This is a genomic window from Agromyces sp. NPDC029043 (genome assembly GCF_055564615.1).
The window spans coordinates 611822-632882 of record NZ_JBVHVX010000001.1 but is presented as its reverse complement, the minus strand read 5'-3'; the positions used below and the strand labels follow the sequence as shown (position 1 = coordinate 632882).

The 21061-nt window shown below is 67.3% G+C and carries 25 protein-coding genes; 16 read left to right on the top strand and 9 right to left on the bottom strand.

Annotated features, from left to right (window positions below; all coding sequences use genetic code 11):
* Positions 1-48 precede the first annotated feature (48 nt).
* Positions 49-177 (bottom strand): hypothetical protein, encoded by a 129-nt coding sequence (locus ACZ4TW_RS03055; protein WP_465539989.1) that lies wholly within the window; start codon positions 175-177, stop codon positions 49-51.
* A 113-nt stretch (positions 178-290) separates the two neighbouring features.
* Between ACZ4TW_RS03055 and ACZ4TW_RS03050 the strand changes: the two genes are divergently transcribed.
* The 4 genes from ACZ4TW_RS03050 to ACZ4TW_RS03035 all read left to right on the top strand — a co-directional run bounded on the left by ACZ4TW_RS03050 (position 291) and on the right by ACZ4TW_RS03035 (position 2950).
* Positions 291-740: a single-stranded DNA-binding protein gene (locus ACZ4TW_RS03050; RefSeq protein ID WP_465539987.1), complete on the top strand. Its 450-nt coding sequence runs from the start codon at positions 291-293 to the stop codon at positions 738-740.
* A gap of 63 nt (positions 741-803) precedes the next feature.
* A complete protein-coding gene (locus tag ACZ4TW_RS03045) occupies positions 804-1346 on the top strand; it encodes a hypothetical protein (RefSeq protein WP_465539985.1) in 543 nt (180 codons plus the stop codon).
* 111 nt (positions 1347-1457) lie between these two features.
* Positions 1458-1727, top strand: a complete 270-nt coding sequence (locus ACZ4TW_RS03040) for a hypothetical protein (protein ID WP_465539984.1) — start codon at positions 1458-1460, stop codon at positions 1725-1727.
* 137 nt (positions 1728-1864) lie between these two features.
* Positions 1865-2950: a hypothetical protein gene (locus ACZ4TW_RS03035; protein ID WP_465539982.1), complete on the top strand. Its 1086-nt coding sequence runs from the start codon at positions 1865-1867 to the stop codon at positions 2948-2950.
* Positions 2951-2961: 11 nt separating this feature from the next.
* Here ACZ4TW_RS03035 and ACZ4TW_RS03030 read toward each other — a convergent pair whose 3' ends face one another.
* The 4 genes from ACZ4TW_RS03030 to ACZ4TW_RS03015 form a co-directional block, all read right to left on the bottom strand.
* Entirely contained in the window at positions 2962-3834 is an 873-nt protein-coding gene (locus tag ACZ4TW_RS03030) for a DnaJ domain-containing protein (protein ID WP_465539979.1), read from the bottom strand.
* Positions 3831-7457 (bottom strand): MobF family relaxase, encoded by a 3627-nt coding sequence (gene mobF, locus ACZ4TW_RS03025; protein WP_465540261.1) that lies wholly within the window; start codon positions 7455-7457, stop codon positions 3831-3833. Before mobF ends, ACZ4TW_RS03030 begins: the two co-directional genes overlap by 4 nt.
* Positions 7458-8672: 1215 nt before the next feature.
* A complete protein-coding gene (locus ACZ4TW_RS03020; RefSeq protein ID WP_465539977.1) occupies positions 8673-8948 on the bottom strand; it encodes a hypothetical protein in 276 nt (91 codons plus the stop codon).
* 218 nt (positions 8949-9166) lie between these two features.
* Positions 9167-9976, bottom strand: a complete 810-nt coding sequence (locus ACZ4TW_RS03015; protein WP_465539975.1) for a trypsin-like peptidase domain-containing protein — start codon at positions 9974-9976, stop codon at positions 9167-9169.
* Positions 9977-10035: 59 nt separating this feature from the next.
* Here ACZ4TW_RS03015 and ACZ4TW_RS03010 point away from each other — a divergent pair, with 59 nt between their 5' ends.
* Positions 10036-10272 (top strand): hypothetical protein, encoded by a 237-nt coding sequence (locus ACZ4TW_RS03010; protein WP_465539973.1) that lies wholly within the window; start codon positions 10036-10038, stop codon positions 10270-10272.
* A 31-nt stretch (positions 10273-10303) separates the two neighbouring features.
* On the opposite strand, the gene ACZ4TW_RS03005 is transcribed toward ACZ4TW_RS03010, so the two are convergent.
* Positions 10304-10897, bottom strand: a complete 594-nt coding sequence (locus tag ACZ4TW_RS03005) for a hypothetical protein (protein ID WP_465539971.1) — start codon at positions 10895-10897, stop codon at positions 10304-10306.
* Between the two features lie 216 nt (positions 10898-11113).
* On the opposite strand from ACZ4TW_RS03005, the gene ACZ4TW_RS03000 reads away from it, so the two are divergent.
* Positions 11114-11569: a DUF488 domain-containing protein gene (locus ACZ4TW_RS03000; RefSeq protein ID WP_465539969.1), complete on the top strand. Its 456-nt coding sequence runs from the start codon at positions 11114-11116 to the stop codon at positions 11567-11569.
* Positions 11570-11573: 4 nt separating this feature from the next.
* Here ACZ4TW_RS03000 and ACZ4TW_RS02995 read toward each other — a convergent pair whose 3' ends face one another.
* The gene (locus ACZ4TW_RS02995; RefSeq protein WP_465539968.1) at positions 11574-12404 is read right to left on the bottom strand and encodes a hypothetical protein; all 831 of its coding nucleotides are present in this window, start codon (positions 12402-12404) and stop codon (positions 11574-11576) included.
* A gap of 602 nt (positions 12405-13006) precedes the next feature.
* Between ACZ4TW_RS02995 and ACZ4TW_RS02990 the strand changes: the two genes are divergently transcribed.
* The 5 genes from ACZ4TW_RS02990 to ACZ4TW_RS02970 all read left to right on the top strand — a co-directional run bounded on the left by ACZ4TW_RS02990 (position 13007) and on the right by ACZ4TW_RS02970 (position 16280).
* Positions 13007-14086, top strand: a complete 1080-nt coding sequence (locus ACZ4TW_RS02990; protein ID WP_465539966.1) for a DUF3644 domain-containing protein — start codon at positions 13007-13009, stop codon at positions 14084-14086.
* A 57-nt stretch (positions 14087-14143) separates the two neighbouring features.
* Positions 14144-14443, top strand: a complete 300-nt coding sequence (locus ACZ4TW_RS02985; RefSeq protein ID WP_465539964.1) for a hypothetical protein — start codon at positions 14144-14146, stop codon at positions 14441-14443.
* A 20-nt stretch (positions 14444-14463) separates the two neighbouring features.
* Positions 14464-15000, top strand: a complete 537-nt coding sequence (locus tag ACZ4TW_RS02980; protein WP_465539962.1) for a DUF1643 domain-containing protein — start codon at positions 14464-14466, stop codon at positions 14998-15000.
* Positions 15001-15693: 693 nt separating this feature from the next.
* Complete coding sequence (locus ACZ4TW_RS02975; protein ID WP_155052534.1) at positions 15694-15939, top strand: ribbon-helix-helix domain-containing protein; 246 nt, start codon at positions 15694-15696, stop codon at positions 15937-15939.
* Positions 15933-16280 carry a type II toxin-antitoxin system PemK/MazF family toxin gene (locus ACZ4TW_RS02970; protein WP_465539960.1) on the top strand — a complete coding sequence of 116 codons (348 nt, stop codon included), beginning with the start codon at positions 15933-15935 and terminating at the stop codon, positions 16278-16280. Before ACZ4TW_RS02975 ends, ACZ4TW_RS02970 begins: the two co-directional genes overlap by 7 nt.
* Before the next feature lie 34 nt (positions 16281-16314).
* Here the strand turns inward: ACZ4TW_RS02970 and ACZ4TW_RS02965 are convergent, their stop codons facing one another.
* Together ACZ4TW_RS02965 and ACZ4TW_RS02960 are read right to left on the bottom strand one after the other, a co-directional pair.
* Positions 16315-16518: a hypothetical protein gene (locus tag ACZ4TW_RS02965; RefSeq protein WP_465539958.1), complete on the bottom strand. Its 204-nt coding sequence runs from the start codon at positions 16516-16518 to the stop codon at positions 16315-16317.
* Positions 16519-16629: 111 nt separating this feature from the next.
* The gene (locus ACZ4TW_RS02960; protein WP_040347802.1) at positions 16630-17019 is read right to left on the bottom strand and encodes a heavy metal-responsive transcriptional regulator; all 390 of its coding nucleotides are present in this window, start codon (positions 17017-17019) and stop codon (positions 16630-16632) included.
* 105 nt (positions 17020-17124) lie between these two features.
* Here ACZ4TW_RS02960 and merA point away from each other — a divergent pair, with 105 nt between their 5' ends.
* The 5 genes from merA to ACZ4TW_RS02935 are packed head-to-tail and all read left to right on the top strand — an operon-like array spanning position 17125 to position 21031.
* Positions 17125-18549, top strand: coding sequence for a mercury(II) reductase (gene merA, locus ACZ4TW_RS02955; protein WP_465539955.1), 1425 nt, complete (start codon positions 17125-17127; stop codon positions 18547-18549).
* 45 nt (positions 18550-18594) lie between these two features.
* Positions 18595-19257 (top strand): organomercurial lyase MerB, encoded by a 663-nt coding sequence (gene merB / locus ACZ4TW_RS02950; protein WP_155048750.1) that lies wholly within the window; start codon positions 18595-18597, stop codon positions 19255-19257.
* Between the two features lie 29 nt (positions 19258-19286).
* Positions 19287-19586: a hypothetical protein gene (locus ACZ4TW_RS02945; RefSeq protein WP_005882715.1), complete on the top strand. Its 300-nt coding sequence runs from the start codon at positions 19287-19289 to the stop codon at positions 19584-19586.
* The gene (locus ACZ4TW_RS02940; RefSeq protein WP_005882713.1) at positions 19583-20107 is read left to right on the top strand and encodes a TlpA family protein disulfide reductase; all 525 of its coding nucleotides are present in this window, start codon (positions 19583-19585) and stop codon (positions 20105-20107) included. Before ACZ4TW_RS02945 ends, ACZ4TW_RS02940 begins: the two co-directional genes overlap by 4 nt.
* 3 nt (positions 20108-20110) lie before the next feature.
* Positions 20111-21031 carry a cytochrome c biogenesis CcdA family protein gene (locus ACZ4TW_RS02935; RefSeq protein WP_310519360.1) on the top strand — a complete coding sequence of 307 codons (921 nt, stop codon included), beginning with the start codon at positions 20111-20113 and terminating at the stop codon, positions 21029-21031.
* The last annotated feature ends 30 nt before the right edge of the window (positions 21032-21061 follow it).

The window sequence follows — 21061 nt, the reverse complement described above, 5'->3', positions numbered from 1 at the left end:
GGGAACCGGTGGGATCTTCGCCGCGACGATCTCCATCACGTCGAGTACTCAAGGCTCGGCGCGGAGCGACACGAAGACCTCGTTCCGCTCCATCGCCGCGCGCACGACGAGGTGCACCATCTGCTCGATCGCCTCGGGCTGCGACGTCGGATGCCGCTTCGCCTCGCGAACTTCCATGTACTTGCGCTCCTCCGACGAACACCGCCCTGCGCCGCGGCCGTCGCTGCGCGGCGGGTGGCATCGGAAGGGTGAGGTCCGCATCCGGTGGCCCTGGAGGGAGTAGAGGAGTCATGGCAACCACGAAGGAGAACATCCCGCTCAAGGGGCGGCTGGTCACCAATCCGGAGCGATTGGAGCACGACAACGGTCCGAAGATCCGCTTCCGGTTCGTGGAGGAGGACTACAAGCGGGAGAACGGGCAGCTCGTCCGCGACGAGAACGGCTACCCCGTCGTGTCGAACATCGCGTTCCACGACGCCGTCGTCTGGCACGAGCCGCTCGCCGAGCGGATCGCGAGCACCCTTCGGTCCGGCGACGCCTTCGTCGCGACCGGTGACCTGAAGTTCTCGACCTACGAGGACAAGGACGGCAACACCCGTCCATCACATGAGTTCGCGCTCCGCGCGATCGGTGCTGACCTCGCCAGCGGGCGGGTGGTGATCGATCGCGCCCCGAAGGCAGCGACCGCGGCGGCGGAACAGCAACTCGCTCCTGAACAGACGCGTCACCTCGCACGGTGACCCATGGGGCGGCCTCCGCGACACGCGGGGGCCGCCGTCGACTTCAGCCGAGAGGACAACGCGATGCAGGCTCCCGAGTTCGCGGAGCAGTCCGCGGCATCCGCCCCGGATTCGCCATCAAGCTCGCACGTACGCCGCCGCGTCCTTCTTCCCCTGGCAAGGGCAGGAATCGTCGAGACCCACGGGAATGGGTATGACTTCCTTGCCGCGAACGAGCGGGCGGGATGGCACGCCATCCCCGACTGGGGCAGGAACGGCTGGGACCTCGGCCGATGGCCTACCGCGATTGTGATGGCCTCGGACGAGCATCGCGGTCCGCGGGCGCTCGTCTACCTCGAGGGGGACGTGGAGGCGCGAGAGTTCGACACCGTCGACGAGCGCACCCGGTTCCTCGACGAAATCGCCGAAGAGCTCTGGCGCAGCGGCGAAGCGGACGGGCCTCGCGATGTCGCCGCGTATCCGGCCGGCGAGCTGCCCGCCGAATACCGCGGGCCAGTCTCACGAGCGCAGGGGTCATCGGCTGCGGGAACCGTCGGCCCGTCGCCGACATCCGTGCCCTCCATGTGTGAGGCGCCGTCCACCGCACACTCCGTCGGGCGGCGCTGACGCCTCCGACGTTCCGCAGATCGGGGCAGCCGTCCACAGATCGCACCGTTCTCCGGCCATATCGCGACCCCCTCCATACCTTCAAACGCACGACCGAAAGGACCGACCACAATGACCGCACAGGACCAGATCGACATCGCTCTGCAGCGCACCGCGATCGCAGCATTCATCTACTACCCGCAGGTACACGTCGACCAGCCGGACTACCGGCTCGATGAGGATCTTGCCTGGTGCGTCGAACCGCTCGGCGAACTCGACCCAGTCGCTCTCGCCGCCGTCAGGGAGATCGTCGGGCGGGCGATCGTCGAGCCCACGGAATACCGCGAGGAGCTCTTCGCAATCCTCTCGGACCTGGCCGACGCAGACACCCCGGCCGAATGACTCGTCCCCTCCCGGAAGAGGAGCGCATCGCCCGGGACCGGGCACGCAAGCAGGCATGGTGGGACGCCAACCCGAACTATCGGGCGGAACACCGTGAGAAGAACCTCGAGCGTCTCCGCGAGCAGAACCGCGAGTACATGCGCGCCCAGGCCGCCGAGAAGAAGCGGCGGGCGCGCGAAGTCGAGCGCGTTCGCGAATGGAGCAAGCAGAATCCCGAGAAGCGTCGAGCCGCGCGCGAGCGCTACAAGGCGGAGAACCCGGAGAGGTATCGCGAGGCCCAGCGGGAGTATTACCACCGCAACAAGGAAGCGATCAGGGCTCGCCGGGATGCGGCGCGCACAGCTGATCAGGTGCGCGCAGACGCGCGACGCGACTACGAGAAGCGGGATCGGTCCAAGCCTGCGAAGCCGCCGTCGCCGGAGCAACGCGAGCGGCACAAGGCGCAGGAGCGCGAGAAGAAGCGCGTCGATCGAGCGCTCGCCAGGGCCGGCCTTCCACCGCGGAGCCTGCAGCGCGTGCTCGCGTTCGAGAAGCGGAACAATGCGGCTGCGGCGGACGAGTTCTTCACCAGACGGCGAACCGTCAAGGAGATCGCGCAGATTCGGAAGCAGGACGCGCCGACTCCCCGTGCGCTGCTCGAGGGCTTCACCGAGACGAACGCTCGCCTTCGGGAGCGGCTCCTGTTCCGGCGCGCCGTCGACACTCACCAGCTTGCCAACGCCGCCCGGCTTCACCGAGACGTCCTCCTCGACTCGCGGGCACGTGAGCTTGCCGGCAGGCCGCGGTACGACACGTTGCTGGAGGTTCGCCGTCGCGCCGCCAACGAGGTCCGCGAGGCGCAAGCCCGCCAGAGCGGCGCTGGGCGCCTCGTCGAGGCGCACCGGAGCGGAGCGGTTCTGAGGGCCGGGAGCGTTCGTGAACTGGTGCAGGCGAATGTGAGGGCCGGATGGCGCGTCGTCCCCTCGCGCGCCGGTGTCGCGCCGCAGCAGCTGTTCCTCTTGAGCGACGAGTTCGACTCCCCGCGGCTGCTGACCATCAGCCGTGGCGGACCCGAGGTCCGTGAGTTCGACAGCGTGGAGGCACGGTCCGTTCACCTCGGGAAGCTGAATGGAGGGAGCGAGGCGTCGCCGGTCGGCCCGTCAGCGGTCGCTACTCGGAGAGGATCGACGTCACAGCCGCCGTCCGTGACGTCGCCCCGCACGGCGGCGGTCCCGGGTCGGTAGGCACAGCCTGGTCACCGTGCGATGTCGCGTTGCCCGACTCGAACCCTCTGGGTCAACAGGACACAGCGATTTCGATCGACGAGCTGCCAGCATCCTGGAACGGCCCGGCCCCAGAGGTCTTCCTCGACCCACTCTCCGGTCGCGTGATCGAGCGCGAGTACACGGGAGCGTTCGCTGGTGTGCACCGCTCGCTCGATGTAGAGGATCCCGTGGCCACCGTCCTCGGCCATGCGCACGAGTCGCGCCCACCGCCAGCGCGCGTAAGTGTCCGCGACCTGGCGTGTCGTGGCGCCGCCCACGACTGTCGCGGCGCCAAGAAGAAGCGCGCCGGTGATTATGAACGCGACGGTCGCGGCATCTGTCATTTCCGTGGTCGCTGTTGGCACCAGGACGGGCGTCGATGCCGCTCCCGCGATGATCGCACCGAGAAAGCCTCGGCGCACCAAGCGCCGGCTCGGGATGAATGCCAGCATGGCGCCGAGGACGAACGCCGCGTGGGCTACTTGGGCGCCGACCATTCGAGCCATGGCCGTGGCGGGTTCCACCTCAATCGCTGCCAGCCGACTGCTGGACGCGTTGATCGCAACGGCCGACGCGACGATCAGCACGGTCGGGATCAGGACGGCCAGAACACGGATACCGCCCCAGACTCGCCAGCATCCGGTCCGGCCTGCCCGGCGGTGCTGTTCGTCGTACGCGCGCCGCCGATCGGGATCCGTGAGCACTCGACCCGCAGCCAGGACCCGGCGATGTTCGCGCCGCGTACGGCGGGAGCCGGCCAGGTCGGGATGGGTCGCGAAGGCGCGCTCGGTTGCGGCGCGCGCGATGGTTTCGGCGGATGCGTGACGGTCGACGCCGAGCGACCGGTAGAGATCGCCTCTCATGGCGCCGACCGTAGCTGCGGTCCACGATGCTCGTGCAGTTCGGTCGGAACCTGTGAAGCGGCGCCTACCAGCCCTCGGCGCGGGCTTCTCGGTGAATCCGGGCTCGTCTGCTCGATACGATCGAGCGCGCCCCTCGCCACGGTGTAATCGGCGCGGCGCTGATGGTTCAGGTCGTCGATGGGCCCAAGGGGGTCGGCGGCGGTCACGCCCCACTTGTCGCGGTAGGCGGCGATCGCGATGGCGGCGGATCGCCATCCTTCACGTGATGCGTCGCCGAGTCGCTCCGCCCATGGCTCGCGATCCGCGAGCGCACGGTCAAGGACGGTCTCGGCTCGCGTGACGATCGCGGCCGCGCGTTCCTCGAGCGCGCGGCGCATGTCTGCGTTGTCCGTCGTGACGCTCGGAATCAGGCCTGCGATGTGTTCGCTGTGGCGGTCAGGCCGGGATGCCGCGGCGACCGCGAGGCGATCGGTCAGCCGCTGATGCACCACGGCCGCAGCATCCGTCGCATCATGCAACTGACGCGAGCAGACAGCGTCTCTGACCACGTCACGGACGGGAAGACCTTGCTCGTCCACGCGGCGGACGAGCGCGACGAGCGCGTCGTACCCGCCGTGGCGCAGAAGCTGGTCGTGCAACTGGTCGCCGAGCGTGTCGGCGAGTAGTGGACCGTAGCGTTCGTGCGAGACGTGTGCCGCGAGTGTCTCGTACTCGGCCGCGAGCTGGCGGATGCTGGACACGCGCTCGTGCTCGCGCGTGATGGTCGCCGTCGCCGAGGTCTCGGCGCCGGTCGAGCGCAAGACGGACTCGAGCACATCCCGCCAGCCGCGCTCGAGCTGCCGGGTGGCGTCGGTGTCGGCGAGACCAGCGGTGACGTAGGCCCGGTTCGAGTGCTTGCCGCGGGTCATGCCGACGTAGAAGATCTCCTGCGAGGTGCTCTCATCGACCAGGACGTGTGCCGTGTCGACGGTGCGGCCCTGGGACCGGTGCGCGGTCGTCGCGTACGCGAGTTGGACGTGGTCGCGCAGGTAGTCGACCGGCAGCGTCACGCGGGCCCGGTCGGCGTTCTCGACTATCGCTTCCCCGTTGCGCCGTATCCGGACGATGACCCATTCCTGTCCGTTTCGAACCCAGTCGCCGGCGCTGTCGCGCAGCGTGCGGTTGTTGTTGCGAGACACGATGCGGTCGCCGATGTGGGCGCGCATCCGCTCTGAGATCTCGACGGATGCCTCGCCGAGGCGGCCAGCGTCGCGAAGCCATTGCTGGGCGTGGTCGTTCAGCGTGCGAACCTGCGCGTTGTCGGACGCGATCAGGAGGGCGTCGCGATCGTCAGCGACATCCTGTTTCCATGCGGAGAGCGCGTCGGCGAGCATCTGCTCGCTCGTGCCCGACTCGACCCTGTTGTGCGCCGCGTAGGCGTCGATCGCGGCGGGGTCGCCGAGGCGGAGCAGCACGGACGCGTCGCGTTCCCACTCGGCGGTAAATCGCCACACCTGGTCGAGTTCGGCGGCGTTCTTTCCGCGGGAGGCGGCGATCGTGGCGAATATGCCGCCGGCGTCGACGGCGCCGAGCTGTGCCCAGTCGCCGACGAGTAGCAGCTTCGCACCGGCCCGCTCGGCCTGGGCGCGGAGCTCGTCGAGTGCGAGGGTACCGCTCATGCCGGCCTCGTCGACGATGACCAGCTGTCCCTGGCGCATCGCGAATCGCGCGGCGGGGCGGGTTGAACCGGTGATCCACATGGCGGTGTTCTCGGTCTCGATCTCGAGCGCCTCGCCGAGCACTTTCGCGGCTGATGCTGACGGGGCGAGACCGATGACGGAGTTCTGCCCGTGCTGCTGCTCCCAGAGTTCGCGGAGCTTCGCGAGGGTGGTGGTCTTCCCGGCGCCGGCCGGCCCGACGAGCACGTCGACGGCGAGCCCAGACGCGGCGATCATCGCGACAGCGTCACGCTGATCGGTGCCGAGCATGCGCCCGTGCGGGTCCGGCCTGTCGAGCCGTGCCTCCAGGATCGCGGCGTCGACTCGAAGCCCGGTCTGGCGCGATGCGGCATTCAGGAGCCGGCGCTCGGCGTCGAGCAGTCGCTGTGTCGTGAACAGCTCGCGGGATGTGGGCGCGAACGCGGACGCGCCATCCGACTGCCGGAATTCGCGCGGCGCATGCAGCGGGTCTCGTAGGGTGACTGCGACCGCTTGGTCGATGACGTGCTGCAGCACTCGCCGAGATGCGTCGTCGCGGTCGAGGATGCTGCGGAACGTGATCGGCTTCAGTGCCCGGTGGATTTCGGCCATTGCGTTCGCCCGCGACCACGTCGCGCGCGCCTCGGCCAACCGCGCGAGCACCCGGCCGGCGACCTCCGCTACATCGAGCGCATCGGCGAGGTCGTCGCCACGCACCGACCAGCGGCCCTGTTTCGCGAGTCGGGCGGATCCGGCACGGACGATGTCGGCGACGAGCTCGTCGGGGTCTGTGATGCGAGCGGCGCGTTCCCGCCAGTCCTCGGCCAGTTGTTCGAGCGAGCGGACGCTCTTCGCGGTGCGCGTGCGGCGGGTCGCTTGGTTGCGCATCCGCCACACCTGGAACCGGGACGGCTCCCTGCCGGTCGCCGCCCGATACTCCTCGATCAGCTCGTCCTTCGCCTTCGCGATCGCCGCCGATCGTTGCGAGAACTCATCGAGCAGCCGTGGCGGGATGCCAGCGATCTCCCACTTCCGGTTCCGCGTCGCGACCCCGTTCGCGTCGGCGAACAGCGCCCGCGCCTCCTGCGAATCGGACAGGCCGTGGTCTTGCAGGAAGCGGGCGTAGCCGCGCTCGTCGACGGCGGCGGTCCGCTCGGTCCACTCCACGCCGAGCCGGTTCGAGAGCGCATCCATCAGTGCCGCGTCGTACGTTTCCGAGAGGGTGACGACGTGCGGCGAGAGCGCGTGACGCGAGTCGATGGTGCGCCACCGCCCGTCCGGCGTCTGCACCCGGTTCGCGATGAGCAAGTGCGTGTGCAGCTGCGGGTCGCCATCCCGCGAGTCCCAGTGATCGAAGCCGGTCGCGACCGCGCCGAGCACCTCGAGCTGCGCCACTCCACCGGCCCCGACGCGGGTCCGCAACGCATCGCGCTCGAGGATCGCGAGAGTCTCCTGCAGCGCCTGCTCGTGCGCGGCCTTGATCTGATCCTGCACGGACGTCGGCGCGAGCGCCCAGAGCACGCTCACCGACTTCGGCGGGTTGAACACCAGCTCGAACCCGGCGACGGATGATGGCGGCGTGTGCGCCGTCTCGTCGGCGATGATCTTGGCGACGGCGTGCTCGCGCGTCGCGTCATCGAGCGAGGTGTCGAGCTGCTTGACGCGGGCGTCGACCCGTTCGTCGAGTGTCGCGACTACGACGTACCGTCGCGCCAGCGGCTCACCGGTCAGCGGATGTGCGCCAGCGCCGTACAGATGCGACAGCTCCGCTGGCGTCACGGTCCGACCTTCGGCGACACCGAGGCCCGCGACACCGGCGCCGTACCACCGCCCCGCCGGCGTCCCCTCCGCGGCGTAGTAGTCGACAGCGTCACCACGCCCCGCTTCGACGGCGACAGAATCCTGGAAGTAGCGCCACGCATCCTCGCCTGACGCGATCTTCACCATCGAGATCACGACGCCGCCCCCTGTCGCGCCCGGTGCGCCGCGACACGGCACCGCGTCGAGCAGTACTGCTGGCCTGCGCGACCGCGCTGCATGTCGCCGCGACACGCGGCGTTCGCGCACGTCGTCCGGCGCGGTGACGCGACACGCGACGCGTCATGCCAGGCACGCTTGCGACACGTCGCCGAGCAGAAACGCTGACGCGGAATCACCGACACGTACCGCGACAGACAAGCCTCGCAGCGGCGCACCAGCACGGATGTCGCGGCATCGCTGTGATGACGCGACTGTCGACGTCGCGCCGCGTCACGACACGACTGCGAGCAGAACGCCGCGTGCTGTGTGCCGGCGACAAAGCGGCTGCGACACTCCCGACACCACGACGCGAAGCGCCGGTGCCCGATCCGCTGCGGCGCGTGCGTCGCGTCGCCAAGCGTCCGCATCACTCGCGACAACTGACGCGTCAAGGTCGCTGCTCGACGTCGGCCGTGGTCGCAGGCTTCGTGTCGGCTGGCTCCAGCCGCTCGTCGCCGTGCTCGAGTTCAAGGTCCGCGCCGGGTGCCTGCTCCATGCTTGCCCGATAGACCACGGCGCGCACTCGGCGTAACGCGGTTGCGACGCAACCGCCCTCAAGTGCCAGACGTGTTCAGCTTCTTCAAGCAGCCAGGCGCTCTGCCGGTAGAGCGCTGCACGGCTGCCGTCGCCAGGGTCCGCCGCCGCAAGCGAGAGTCGGAGTGTTGCCGGATCTACCGAGCTGAGTCGCCGGTGGCAACTTTCCCCAACCGATTTGGCGCTCCCCGGAGAGAAGCAATCCCACCTTCGCAACGAGGCACGCGCACGTGCCAGACGCCGCCCAGGATCGACGCGGCATCCTCGCGAGGCCTGTTGTCGACGTATCCCCGTGCGCGCCGCATACTTCCCGCGTCCCATCGGCGATGCTCAGCGACGCGTCCCTCCGGTTGCAGCGACGCCGCCCCGACTCGCCTTGACGTCCTATTGGTGCGACTCAGTGACGACATCCCTGCGGATCGTGGAGCGCTGCTCGGCGACGTCCGGCACTCACAAGAGGTCCGCCGTCAACGCCGAGAGGATCCGCTTCGGACACCCGGAGTGCCGCGTTGACCGACGGCGCGGGCGCGGTCCACACTTCGCGTCGTCGCACTGGTTCTCGTCGCCATCCGTTGTGCGAACCGTCAGGTAGCACGGCCGGATGTCTCGCTAGGAACGGCCGAACAACTCCATGAGTCGCGCTTGGACTTGATCGCCAAACCTCAACGGGCCGTTCGCACCCGGATAGTAGGGATTTGCGCCCCACGTGAAATGCCCAGTCTGCGGATCGAAATCCACCCAACCCTCGTAGCTTCCTTTGCCAGAGTTGGATCGAACCCCGATGTCCACTCGATAGTCGGTGATCGACACCACTTCGATCTTCCATGCACTCGCCGCAACGTCCTCGGCAATCGCTCGAAACTCTTCCTTCGAAATCAACGTCACAAGTCGTACCCTCCCATTCTGAGCGGGAAGCAGTCAGAAATCGGCTGTGTCCCGCCGGTAGGCCGCGTGATGTTCTATCATGTCGGATCCAGCGCAGGCGGTCGTGGTGTCCTGCCTCCCGCAACGCATCAAGGCGGTATCCGAGCACTTCATGGATCGTGGAGCCCTCAATGCGGCCGGCTTGTGCCACGTCGTGAGACTTGAGGACCGCTTGCCGACTAGATGAAGCTCATGTCGTCCCGAACCCGCTTATCCAAAATCGTCTCGAGCACCGACCACCGCCAGACCCTGCCCAGATCGGAGGTCGGGTCGGTCCGACCCGAATAGACACCCACAAGCTCCCATCGAACACCCCCTGATTTCGAGTTGCCCGAGGTGGGAACGGAGCGGATAACTGGCGAGCCGGACTGGCCGAGCCGCGTCCGAGCGTCGATGAGGAAGCACGGCTCCCCGGAGAAGTTGAGGGTCGGTTCCGAGGCAACTGTGCCGCGGACCCACACAGCGGAATTTGCTCCGCCCGTAAGGCCGAACGGAAAGCCCACGACGCTCAGGTCGACAGAAGGCTCCAGCTCTGGCGCGGGGTCAGCGGACCCGAGCGAGTACGGCAGCAGCTTGGTCGAGATCGCTGAGTGCCCTCGGGATTCAGGTGGGGCGAGCGGAATGGCGACCACGTCGGCCCGCCTCCCGAACGTGGGGTGAACTAGCCAATTCGGCCTGTCATCCGCGTCATACAGATCAATCTGCCGGGACGAGAACCCGATCAGCGCCGCCTCACCCAGGCCCGGATCGGTCGCTTCGATTGGCAGAGCGGTATCGAGGTACCTCGGGAGCACCTTGATTTCCCCCAGGGGGTCGTCCGTGATGCGATGCCGACCCGTGACGATGTGACCGTTGGTGATGAGGAAGTAGTCGGAATCGTGCTCAATTACGAATCCGGTTCCCTCGATCACTCGCACGGACGCGAGGGGCGGGCCAACCGCGTCTCGCATGGCTTTGATCTGCAATGACATGAACGACTGAATGGCCATGGGGGAATTCTGCCGATGATTCGCTTCCAGGTCGCGGGTTGTCACTAGAGTCATCAACGGTGTCCACGGTGTGGGCCAAGGGCGACTTCAGGCGCGTCGGCGCGAAGGGGGTTGCAGTGACTGTTCTCTTTCCGGCGGTTTGGTCTGACAAGCCTGAGCCAGAACTCGGCCAGGTCCTCGAGGACCTGAAGCGGCGCGTCGCCGGCTGGTCTCAGGAGATTTCCGAACCGGTGCCCCTTGTCGAGGGGCCGAGCGAATCCGTCGTGTCGCAGGATCACCAGGGTCGTACCCGCTGAGCACGTCCCACCGGTGCGGCGCCTCCGCCCCTTAGCGATCTGACCGCGCGAACTCGAACCAGTCGCCCGCGTGGTCATCGAGCTCCTGCGCGAGTTCATCAAGCAATCTAAGAACGAGGCCCTCCAGTTCGTCATGGGTCATCACCCCGAATAGCTTCCCGTCGCCGGTCACGCCAATTGCGAGTGACTGATTCGGCAACGCGCCGATTCCACGAGTACGGGCGGCAGCGGTTCTCGCCGTCGCAGTCCATGACTCCTGATCGAGTTCCGCCTCATCGAGATGCTCAATGGCGTTCCGAAGTCGCTTCAGATTCTCGAGGGACTCGGGTACACGGCGTCGGCGTGCGATGTAGAGTTTGCGCACCCATGCCTCAAGGTTGGCGGCGCTGAGGATCAGAAGACAATCGGTAGTCCAGACTTGTCGAAGCGACTCCTCGACCGCCTCCCACGTGATGCCATCACCGTCCATTCGCTCGTACATCGAATCCAGATTGCGGTAGTGCCGCCGTCGTTCCTTCGAACTGTTGAGCAATTCGTACGTCGCATCCGCCCAGCTTCGTGCAAGCATCAGCGGAATGTCGTCTCCGTTGGCATCGAACGTTTGGAGCGGCTGCGGCCCGGGCATGCTCGTCATCGTAGCGAGGCTCGCTCGGGCGGAGCCCTTGATACGGAGGACCTGGTGAAGCTCATCCTCTGGCGTCTTGTGGCCAGCGCATGATCAACTGCGTGAACGAATCCGGGTCGGGCGCTCACGGCCCGCAACTCGCCGCGCTACTCGGCCCGTGTCAATGGCGGCCGCGGCATCCAGAGTGCCCATACCGCGCCGGGTACGCTGGGCAACATGTGGACTGAGACTGGGGGCCTCACCGGCGTCGGCTATGAGGGGAAAACCATAGAGCTGCTGGTTGCAGACCTGGCCGCCCTCGGGGTGACCATCCTCGTGGATGTCCGACTCAACGCGATCTCGCGCAAGAAGGGATTCTCCAAGCGCGCGCTTGCCGATGCCCTCAAGGCCGCCGGCATCTCCTACCAGCACCGACCCGAGCTCGGAAACGCCCGCGACAACCGCGCCGGCTTCTCGGAGGAGTGGCGCACCGAAGTCGGCCGCGCGGCGCGTGCCAAGTATGCCGACGGCCTGACCACGCCCGACGCGGCCGCGGCCATCGATGAGGTCGCGGATCTGGCGAGCACCGAGAGGGTCGCGTTACTTTGCTTCGAAGCGTCGGAGCTCCATTGCCATCGCCGCGAGGCTCTTACTGCCCTCCGCAACCGCATGAACCAGGTCGTCGGCGCGTAGTGGCTCAGAACAGGCGCACCTTCGAGGCCACTGCCAACGGCGGGTAGTAGATGCCGAGCACGCTGAACTTCGACCGCTTGAACGGGGCCTCGAAGTTGCCCATGAAGAACGATGTCTGTCGGCGGCCCTCGAACATCTGCCGGACAAACTTGTCCTCGACGATCTCCCGCAGGCGACCGATCGACTCACGGTGATACCGGTTTTGCAGTGCGGTCAGCTCCCAGTCCAGATTCAACCCCTGATGTGTCGGGCACTCGGGCTCTAGGCACTTGTACTGATACCGGAGCTTCAGTCGCGGCGCTCTGAGCTTCGTCGCCGGCGGAGCATTCGTTCCGAACAGGTCCAGCTCCGAGCTCAGCATGGCCTTAGCGATCTTCGCTTCCTCCTCGGCCGTCCAGCCCGGGTGATTCTCGAGCGCGTATCGTTCTAGGCCCGCTACCCTCACCATCCCCAACGATGGGGCGGCATGATCCCGTTCCGTCTCACGTATCAGCCGACAGGTCGTTGTCGCCGGGAGCATGTTCATGTAGGGCGCCCGAGCAGCCCAGCCGTCCAGATGCTCCACCACTTCGATCGACTGCGTATCTGGGACGAAGCTTTCGGTGCGGCTATCCTGCGCTCGTCGATTCACGCTCACGTCGATGATGTCGAACTTGCTGAACTGGCTGCTAGAGCTCAACCAGCGGAACGGCACCGGGTACAAGCGAATCCACCGGTGCGGCGACTCATCGATCCGCAACCCGGCGACGCACACGGTGTCCCCGTACTTCGCTGAAGGCTGGGGTGAAGCCTTGACCGTCACCAGTACCCGAGCCCGCTCCCCAGCAATCCCCATGTCGTGACCCTACCCAGCGGGTCGGCGGCCGCGAGCGTGCGATCCCGGGGATTCCGCACCCGGCGTCCTCGGGCACCGATGCGGCGACGTGCACGCCAAGCGCGCCGTGCCGCACTTGTGCGGGCTCGCAGCAGCGCGACGGCAGCCGGTCGCCAACCGCGCGCGAGCCAGGCAGCTACCAAACGCGGCCGGTCGGTCCGAAGATTTGCGAACGTGCGCGCGGTTCTCTCGTTCGCTCCTACCGCGGATGCCATTCAGTCTCCACGCAGCGATCTGCTGAGGCCCGGCTGACGCCGACCACGACCGCGACCTGCGCCATGGTGAAGCGCCGCTCGTCGTAGAGCTCCTGCGCCTTCTGACGTGCTTGTCGGTGATGCTGCGACGGCGTCCACCGACCTTGGCGTTTGCTAAGCGGCTGGAATGCGCGCGGCGGCCCGACGCCTTCACATACGCCAACGTTTCACAAGAATCCAACGGTGCGTGCAGAACCCGTTTCGGACGTCGGCGTGCCCCCGATCCATGCGAGGCGACGTTCGCGGCGCTGCAGTGCTGGTTATCGCGCAGATCGCTCGAATTCGCGATGGTGGCGCTAGCCTCATGCCATGGCCCGACCTCCACGATGGCAAGCCACGCTTGACGCGAGCATCGAGGAGGCATGCTTGGCCGTGCGCCTCTACAACGACTCAGCTGAGGCCCGCGCCTTCGAGGGGTTCGTCATCCACATGCATCTGGCGTGGCTCTACCTGCTCCACGCCCAGTTCGTCCGCGACGACGTGGACTTCCGGTATTGGGACCCGAACTTCACGAGGCGTCTGCTGAGGATCGATGGCGAGCCGAAGCGGTGGGAGCTCGAGCGTTCCATGAAGGAGCGGTGGCCGGCGGACTCCGACCCGGTGCGCGCGAACCTCGCCCTGTTCATCAAGCTCAGGAACCGCCTCGAGCACCGACACGCGCACGCCGACGAGGCGCTCATGCTCTACCTCGCCGGCCATGCCCATGCGCTCCTCGTCAACTACGAGTCGGAGCTGACCGAGCAGTTCGGAGAGAACCAGTCGCTGGCCTTGCGGCTGAGGCTGCCGATCTTCGTCGGCACGTTCACGCCCCAGGGAGAGCAGGCGCTGAGGAAGTTCCGCGGCACGCTGCCTGCGGACCTCCGAAGCTTCGTCACGGAATACGAGGCCGGCCTCGACGACTCGGTCACAAGCGACTCGCGCTACGAGTTCAGGCTCCGCGCCATGGTCGAGCTCGCTCCGAAGGATCCGGATGCGATCGCCATACAGTTCACGAACTACGCCGACATGACCGACGACGAGCGAGAGTTCGCTGAGAGGCTCGGCCGCCGGGGCCAGGTCATCGTGCGTGATCGGCAGCAGCCCGTCTCCGGGCTGGGCCGATACATGCCGACGAAAGCCGCCGAGGAAATCCAGGCGGCGATTCCCTACGTGTTCAACGTCTACCACTTCACCGAAGCCTGGAAACGGAAGAAGATCCGTCCGCTCAACGGGGATCCGAACCCGGCAAGGACCAATTCCGACTTCTGCGAGTACGACGAGCCGACGAATTCGTACCGCTACACGAAGGCGTGGATCCAGCACCTCATCAAGAAGTGCTCGACAGCCGAGGGCTTCAGTGCCGTGACCGGCGCACAACCGAGGCTCAAGCTCGTCGAAAAACCCGGGTAGGCCTGTACCGCCTGGCAGCCGTCGACCGCCGCACGCCGCCCGGTAGAGTCCTGTTGCATGCGGACGAGGGCAACGCGCTGCTACATCGACGAGTACACGAACGAGGCAGGGACGCTGAGCGCCCGTCTCCGGGAGAAGATCACGGGCCGCAAGGTCGACCTCGGGATCGCCGACGCCGAGGCGCGCACGCACTTGCTACAGTTCCTGAGCGCCGTAAAGCAGAATCAGGCAGACTTCCCGGATTACTTCGACAAGGACGCCGACGAGAGCATCGTCGTGACCGGCGAGGTGGACTTCGACGCCCCCGACGAGATCCGTTATCTCTACAACGGCGAGCTGTCGTATCTCTTCGGGTAGCGGCATTGCAGACGACCCCAGTGATCGAGTACCCCACGGGCCACGAACCCGACTTCTGGGAGCCGGATCCCGGCGTGCAGTCGCACCGCTTTGCCCTCGGCAGCACATCCGGGTCGAGTGCCGGCGGGCCACCGCTCATCGCGATCGGCATGAACCCCTCGCACGCGGCAGAAACACAGGCGGACAAGACCGTCAAGAGGCTCATCGAAGCAAGCGTGCACCACGGCTACGCCGGCTGGGTAATGCTGAACCTCTATCCGGAGCGTTCGCCGAAGCCGAGCCGGCTCTCAGCGTTCAACGCATCGCTGTCGGCGATGAACTGCGCGGCGATCGAACAGGTGCTGCTCAGACACGGGGCGACCGAGGTACTCGGCGCTTGGGGGGACATGCCGCACCGCACGCTAAAGAGGGCCAAGCTCGACGTCCAGGCGCTGCTCGACCGGATGTACGTCCGGGTGTTCACCTGGGACCCTCTGACGAACTTGGGCAACCCGCGCCACCCGAGTCCGCCGGGAAGACCGCTGCCGATGCTCGGACCGAAGTGCTACCTGACCTGACGCTGGCTCTGGTCGGCGTATTCGGGGTTTGCGTTCTAGGGCCAGCGGCGTGGAGCAGGACCGCACCGACGAATCGCTGGGTGCCGCGGGCGAGACCGTCGAACTGGGCGGCGGCATGTGGCAGCTCGAGATCATCAGCGGCGAGCGAGTTGGTCGTCGATCGCGGCTTCCGGCTGCGGGGCGACCGTTGGTCGCATGTGCCGATCCCTCAGCGCACAGGAGCGCCGCTCGGAGGCGCCGCCCTCGATGCGGTGGTGATCCTAGAAGCCGGTGACTAGCAGCGTGAAGACGGCTCCGGCGACACCGAGCGCGATGAGCACTCCCATCGCGGTCCGACCAGCCCACGCGGGCATCGTGACGCGAACCACGCTCGCAGCCAAGGCAGTGAACCCGACGATCATGGCCCAGACGGCGGCTGTGCCAGGTCGAAGGGAAAGTGGCGGGCACACCTGAACTCCGTTGCAGGCTTGGGGCCATTGTCCGATGAAGAGGATCAAGAGGCACAGGGCAGCCCCGATCACGAGGGGTCGGATGGCTCTGGGAAGTGCAGGCGCTGGCCGAGTGGGCTCGAGGTCAGAACGGGTCATGGCTGATCCTTATCCACCCGGGCCGCGCCCTGCCATGGCTCCGCGATGGTCGTTGCCAAATCGATCCCTTGGCGACACAATCGGTATGACCGGTTATACTTTGGCAATGAAGACCGCGATCTCCATCCCGGATGGCGACTTCGAGCGTTTCGAACGCGTGGCCGCCCGGCACGGCATGAACCGCTCGGAGTTCTTTCGACGCGCTGGCCGCCGCTTCGTCGAGGAACTCGAGGGCGAGGCAGAGCTGACCGCCCTGGCCGACGCGGTCATCGAACGCGTCGGGCAGCCCTCGGCCGACAGCCCGTTCCTCTCGGAGTCCGAGCGTCGCATGCTCGAGGCGACGGAGTGGTGATCGCCCACGGCGACGTCGTCTGGGTCGACTTCGGTTTACCGCGCGGATCGGAACCGGCGAAGCGGCGTCCTGCCGTCGTCATGCAGGAGGACTGGCTGCTCGCCACGCAGATCGCCACCGTCCTGGTCGTGCCGTTGACATCGAACGTCGCGCTGGAAGCGTTCCCCGGCAACGTGCTCGTACCAGTCGACTCGTCCGGCCTCGAGAAGGACTCGGTGGCGGTCGTATCGCAAGTCGGACCGGTCAGCCGGGAGTTTCTCGACGCGTTCCCGGTCGGGCACCTCCCGAGCTACGTTCAGACGAAGATCGCCGACGGCATCCGCCTCGTCATGGGCATCTGAGCCGCGACCACACTGTCGATCCGCTTACGATCCCTCAGTGAGGCGCGGTGGCGATGCGTAGCTCTGCCGCGAGACGTCGGTGCTCGAGGACGATCGCGATGATGCCGAGGATCGCGGCGGCGATTGCGACACCGACTATGACGGGTCCGAGCCAGATGTAGCCGGTGCCGGGTGATCCGAGGGCGGGCCCGCTCGCGCTCTGGGTGGGGAAGCTCTGCAGCCCGGCGAAGAACAGCACGACTGCACCGAACGTCCATGCCCACCACAGATGTTGCTGGCCATAACGTTGTGGTCACGTAGGAAGGTCGCGGCAGGAGGCTCCGCCTCTGCGCGCGTCATCTCGGATTGGCTACAGGTACCTGCAGACCTCGTCGGCGTTGCAGGTCTCGGGTTCGGGTTCTGCGGCTGCGTCGCGGAGGGCGGCAACGTTGTCGCGGAGGGAGACGAGATCCGAGATCTGGCGCTCAATGTCCTTCAGACGAACGTCTAGGAGGTCCCGGACGTGGCCGCAGGGAATCTCGCCTCCATCGCGGATGTCGAGGATCTGTTTGATCTGCGCGAGGGTAAGTCCGGCAGCCTGGCCGCGGTGGATGAAGTCGATCCGAGTCGCTGCTTCCGGATCGTAGTCGCGGTATCCCGACGCGGTGCGCTCGGCCGCGGGAAGCAGGCCCTGCTCCTCGTAGAACCGCAGGGTCTTGGCGGTGGTGCCGGCCGCCTCGGCGAGTTCGCCGATCCTCATCTGGGTCTCCGATGTGTCACAGGTCGCACTTGACCTTCCCCCGTACTGGAAGGTCCATTGTGGCTGCATCAAGAGCAATTCCCAAGACTCAGGGGAGGAATCGGGATGCAGTCCAGGTACGACCTTGCGATCATCGGATCCGGTGGCACCGCGTTCGCCGCCGCCATCCGCGCGACCACGCTCGGCAAGTCGGTGGTGATGATCGAGCGCGGCACTTTCGGCGGCACGTGCGTGAACACCGGCTGCGTGCCGTCGAAGGCGCTCATCGCCGCCGCTGAGGCCCGCCAGACCGCTGCCGAGGCGGGCAACCGTTTCCCGGGGATCGCCACCACAGCGGACGACGTAGACATGCCCGCGCTGATCAGCAGCAAGCAGGACCTCGTCGAGGAACTTCGGGGTGAGAAGTACGTCGACGTCGCCGACGCCTACGGCTGGCAGATCCGCCACGGCGACGCTGCGTTCGCCGGCACGCCAGAAGCGCCCGTTCTTGAGGTCACCGCGACTGACGGTGCGGTCGAGACGATCGACGCTGATCACTACCTGGTCGCCACCGGCGCCAGCGCATGGGCCCCACCGATCGACGGTCTTGAGGAGGCCGGCTACCTGACCTCGACCACGGCGATGGAGTTGACCGAGGTTCCCGACTCGCTGCTGGTGCTCGGCGGCGGCTACGTCGCCTTGGAGCAGGCCCAACTGTTCGCCCGGCTCGGGTCGAAGGTCACCCTGCTGGTTCGTTCCCGGCTGGCGTCGAAGGAGGAGCCGGAGGTATCCAAGGCGCTGCAGGAGGTCTTCGCCGACGAGGGCATCCGCGTGGTCCGCCGTGCGGTCCCGACCCGCGTTGCCCGTGACGACGTCAGGGGCCAGGTTGTTGTCACCGCTGACATCTCCGGCGGCGAGCAGGAATTCCACGCCGAACAGGTCCTCGTCGCCCTCGGCCGCCGACCGGTCACCGATGGGCTGAACCTCGATGCGGTGGAGGTGAAGACCGGCGACACGGGCGAGATCGTGGTCACCGACCAACTGCAGTCCTCCAACCCCCGGATCTGGGCAGCCGGCGACGTGACCGGGCACCCCGAGTTCGTCTACGTCGCCGCCCACCACGGCAACATGGTCGCCGAGAACACGTTCGCTGGCGCTGAGCGGTCGGTGGACCACAGCCGGCTGCCGCGGGTGACCTTCACCAGTCCGGCGATCGGCGCGGTCGGGATGACCGAGGCCCAGGTGCTCGCTGCCGGGATCCGCTGCGACTGCCGCGTCCTGCCGCTGGACTACGTGCCCCGGGCGCTGGTCAACCGCGACACCCGCGGCTTCATCAAGATCGTCGCCAACGCTGAGACCGGCGAGATCCTCGGTCTCACCGCCGTCGCCAAAGACGCCGGCGAGCTCGCCGCCGCCGGTGTCCACATCCTCGGCAAGACCGTCACCGAGGTCGCCGACGCATGGGCGCCCTACCTGACCATGACCGAAGGCATCCGGATCGCCGCCAAGGCCTTCACCACCGACATCTCCAAGCTGTCCTGCTGCGCGTGACCCGCAGCCGACAGCCTCCACCCGACTCATGAAGAAGGTACCGCCATGTCGGAGCTCACGACGCAACTGCCCGAACGACTCAACAACACCGAAGAGACCGGCCTTGACGCCGTCCTATTGATCCCGCTGCTGCGGCTGATCGTCGAGGGCGGCCCGGTCACCGTCGAGCAGTTCGCCGCGGCCGCCGGCCGTCCGGTCGACGACGTACGCACGGGTCTGGCCGCGGTGCCGGACACCGAGTACGACGACCAGGGCCGCATCATCGGCCAGGGCCTCACCCTGCGCCCCACCCCTCACCGGTTCACCGTGGCCGGTGAGGAGCTCTACACCTGGTGCGCCCTGGACACCCTGATCTTTCCGACCCTGCTCGAGCGCGCGGCGAGCGTGGAGTCGGTCTCCCCGACCAGCGGCGAGCCGATCCGGGTCACCATCGACCCCGTCGCCGGCGTCACCAGCGTCGAACCCGCCACCGCGGTGGTGTCGCTGGTCAACCCCGACCAGATCACCTCGATCCGGTCCTCCTTCTGCAACCAGGTCCACTACTTCACCTCCGATGAGGACGCCGCGGGCTGGCTGGCCGAGCACCCCCGCGCCGAGGTCGTGCCCGTGGCCGTTGCCTATCGGATCGGTACCGACCTCACGACCGGCTTCCTCAACCAGTTCCAGGCCAACGCGGCAGTGGCCGACGACGGCCACTGCCGCTGCTGACCAAGAACACCGAAGGGAACTCCACTCCGATGAAGTCCAACCACGACGACCAACCGGGAGGCAGCGGCCTGCTCCTCGGAGCCGGGGCCGCGCTGCTCATGGTCGCCTGCTGCGCCCTACTTCCCTTGCTCCTCGCCGGTGGTCTGCTGGCCAGTGTCGGCGGGTTCCTCGGCAACCCCTGGGTGATCGGCACCGGCATCGCCGTCCTGGTGCTCGCGGTCCTCGCGACCACGCGGCGCCGCAGCGGCGGCAACAACGCCAGGCATGGCTGTTGCCCGCCTGTGAACTCCACCCACCCCAGCGACACGAAGGACGACCAGAACCGATGACGCTTACCCGCACCCGCCGCGCGACCCTCTCGGTCGCCGGCCTCCTGCTTGCAGGCTCTCTGGCTCTGACCGCCTGCGGAAACACCGACGCCACACCAGCCGCAGATGCGGGCACGCCAGCGGCGGTTACTAGCATCGACGGCCAGATGGTCAGCCTGCCCGCCAGCGGGAAGCCGACCGCGGTGTTCTTCTTCTCCGTCGGCTGCGGCGAATGCGTTGAAGGCGTCCGCTCCCTCGGCGAGGCCGCCACCGCTGCCGAGAAGTCGGGTGCTGGGGCGAGCTTCCTCGCCGTCGACATGGACCCCGGCGAGTCCAAGGAGACCATCGAGGGATTCATGGAGTACGTCGACGCCGAACACGTCCCGGCCGCCATAGACGAGGGTGCCGCCTTGTCCCAGCGATTCGACGTTGCCGCCCTGTCCACCCTCATCGTCATCGACGGCGACGGCAAGGTGACCTTCCGTGCCACCGAGCCCGACGCGAAGACGATCACCGCCGAACTCGTCAAGGCCGGAGCCTGATCCATGGGCGGATTGCTCAGCCTCGCCTTCGCCGCCGGCATGGTGGCGCCGGTCAACCCATGCGGGTTCGCGCTGCTGCCGGCCTGGATCAGCCAGACCCTCGGCGACGCTGACGCCTCGCCCGTCCCGGTGCGGCTGCTGAGGGCCCTGCGGTCCGGAATCGCACTGGCGATCGGGTTCGCCGGCACCCTCGCAGCTGCGGGCCTGCTGGTGAGCGCCGGGGCTCGGGGCCTGATCCAGGCAGCGCCCAAACTCGGTCTCGCCGTAGGCGTCCTACTGGTGCTCCTCGGCCTGTGGATGCTGGCCGGCCGTTCGATCTCCGTGCGGTTGCCCCGGATCACCGGCCGAGCAACCGAAGGCCTCCCGCCAACCGCCCGGATGCTGGTCTTCGGGATCGGCTACGCCCTCGCCTCCCTGTCGTGCACCTTCGGAGTGATCCTTGCTGTCATCGCCCAGGCACAGGCCACCGCCAGCTACGCGGGGCTGCTGCTGGTCTTCGGTGTCTACGCCGCCGGCTCAGCCAGCATCCTGCTGCTGCTCGCACTCGCGACCACCGCCGCGGGTACCGGCCTAACCCGCCACGTCGCACGCCTCGGGAGTTATGGCCCCCGGATCACCGGCGCCGTCTTGCTGCTCACCGGCGTCTACCTCGCGTGGTACTGGTGGCCCGCCGCCACCGCCGACAACAACCTCGTCGCGACCGGCCGTGCCGGCGGTGTCGCCAGGCTCTCAACGACCCTGTCCGGCTGGGTTCAGGCTCACACGGCGCCGATCGCGGCGCTCGCGGTCATCTCCCTCCTCGTAGTACTCGCCCATGGCGCCGCCCATAGGCGGCGTCGAGCCAGTTCCGAATCGCCGGAGGCCTGCTGCGACACCACGAACGTCGGGCTCGGCGTGTCAGGCGGCGACCACGAGGGTCAGTAGCCGACGGCTGAATGGGGGGCTTGGTCCGGG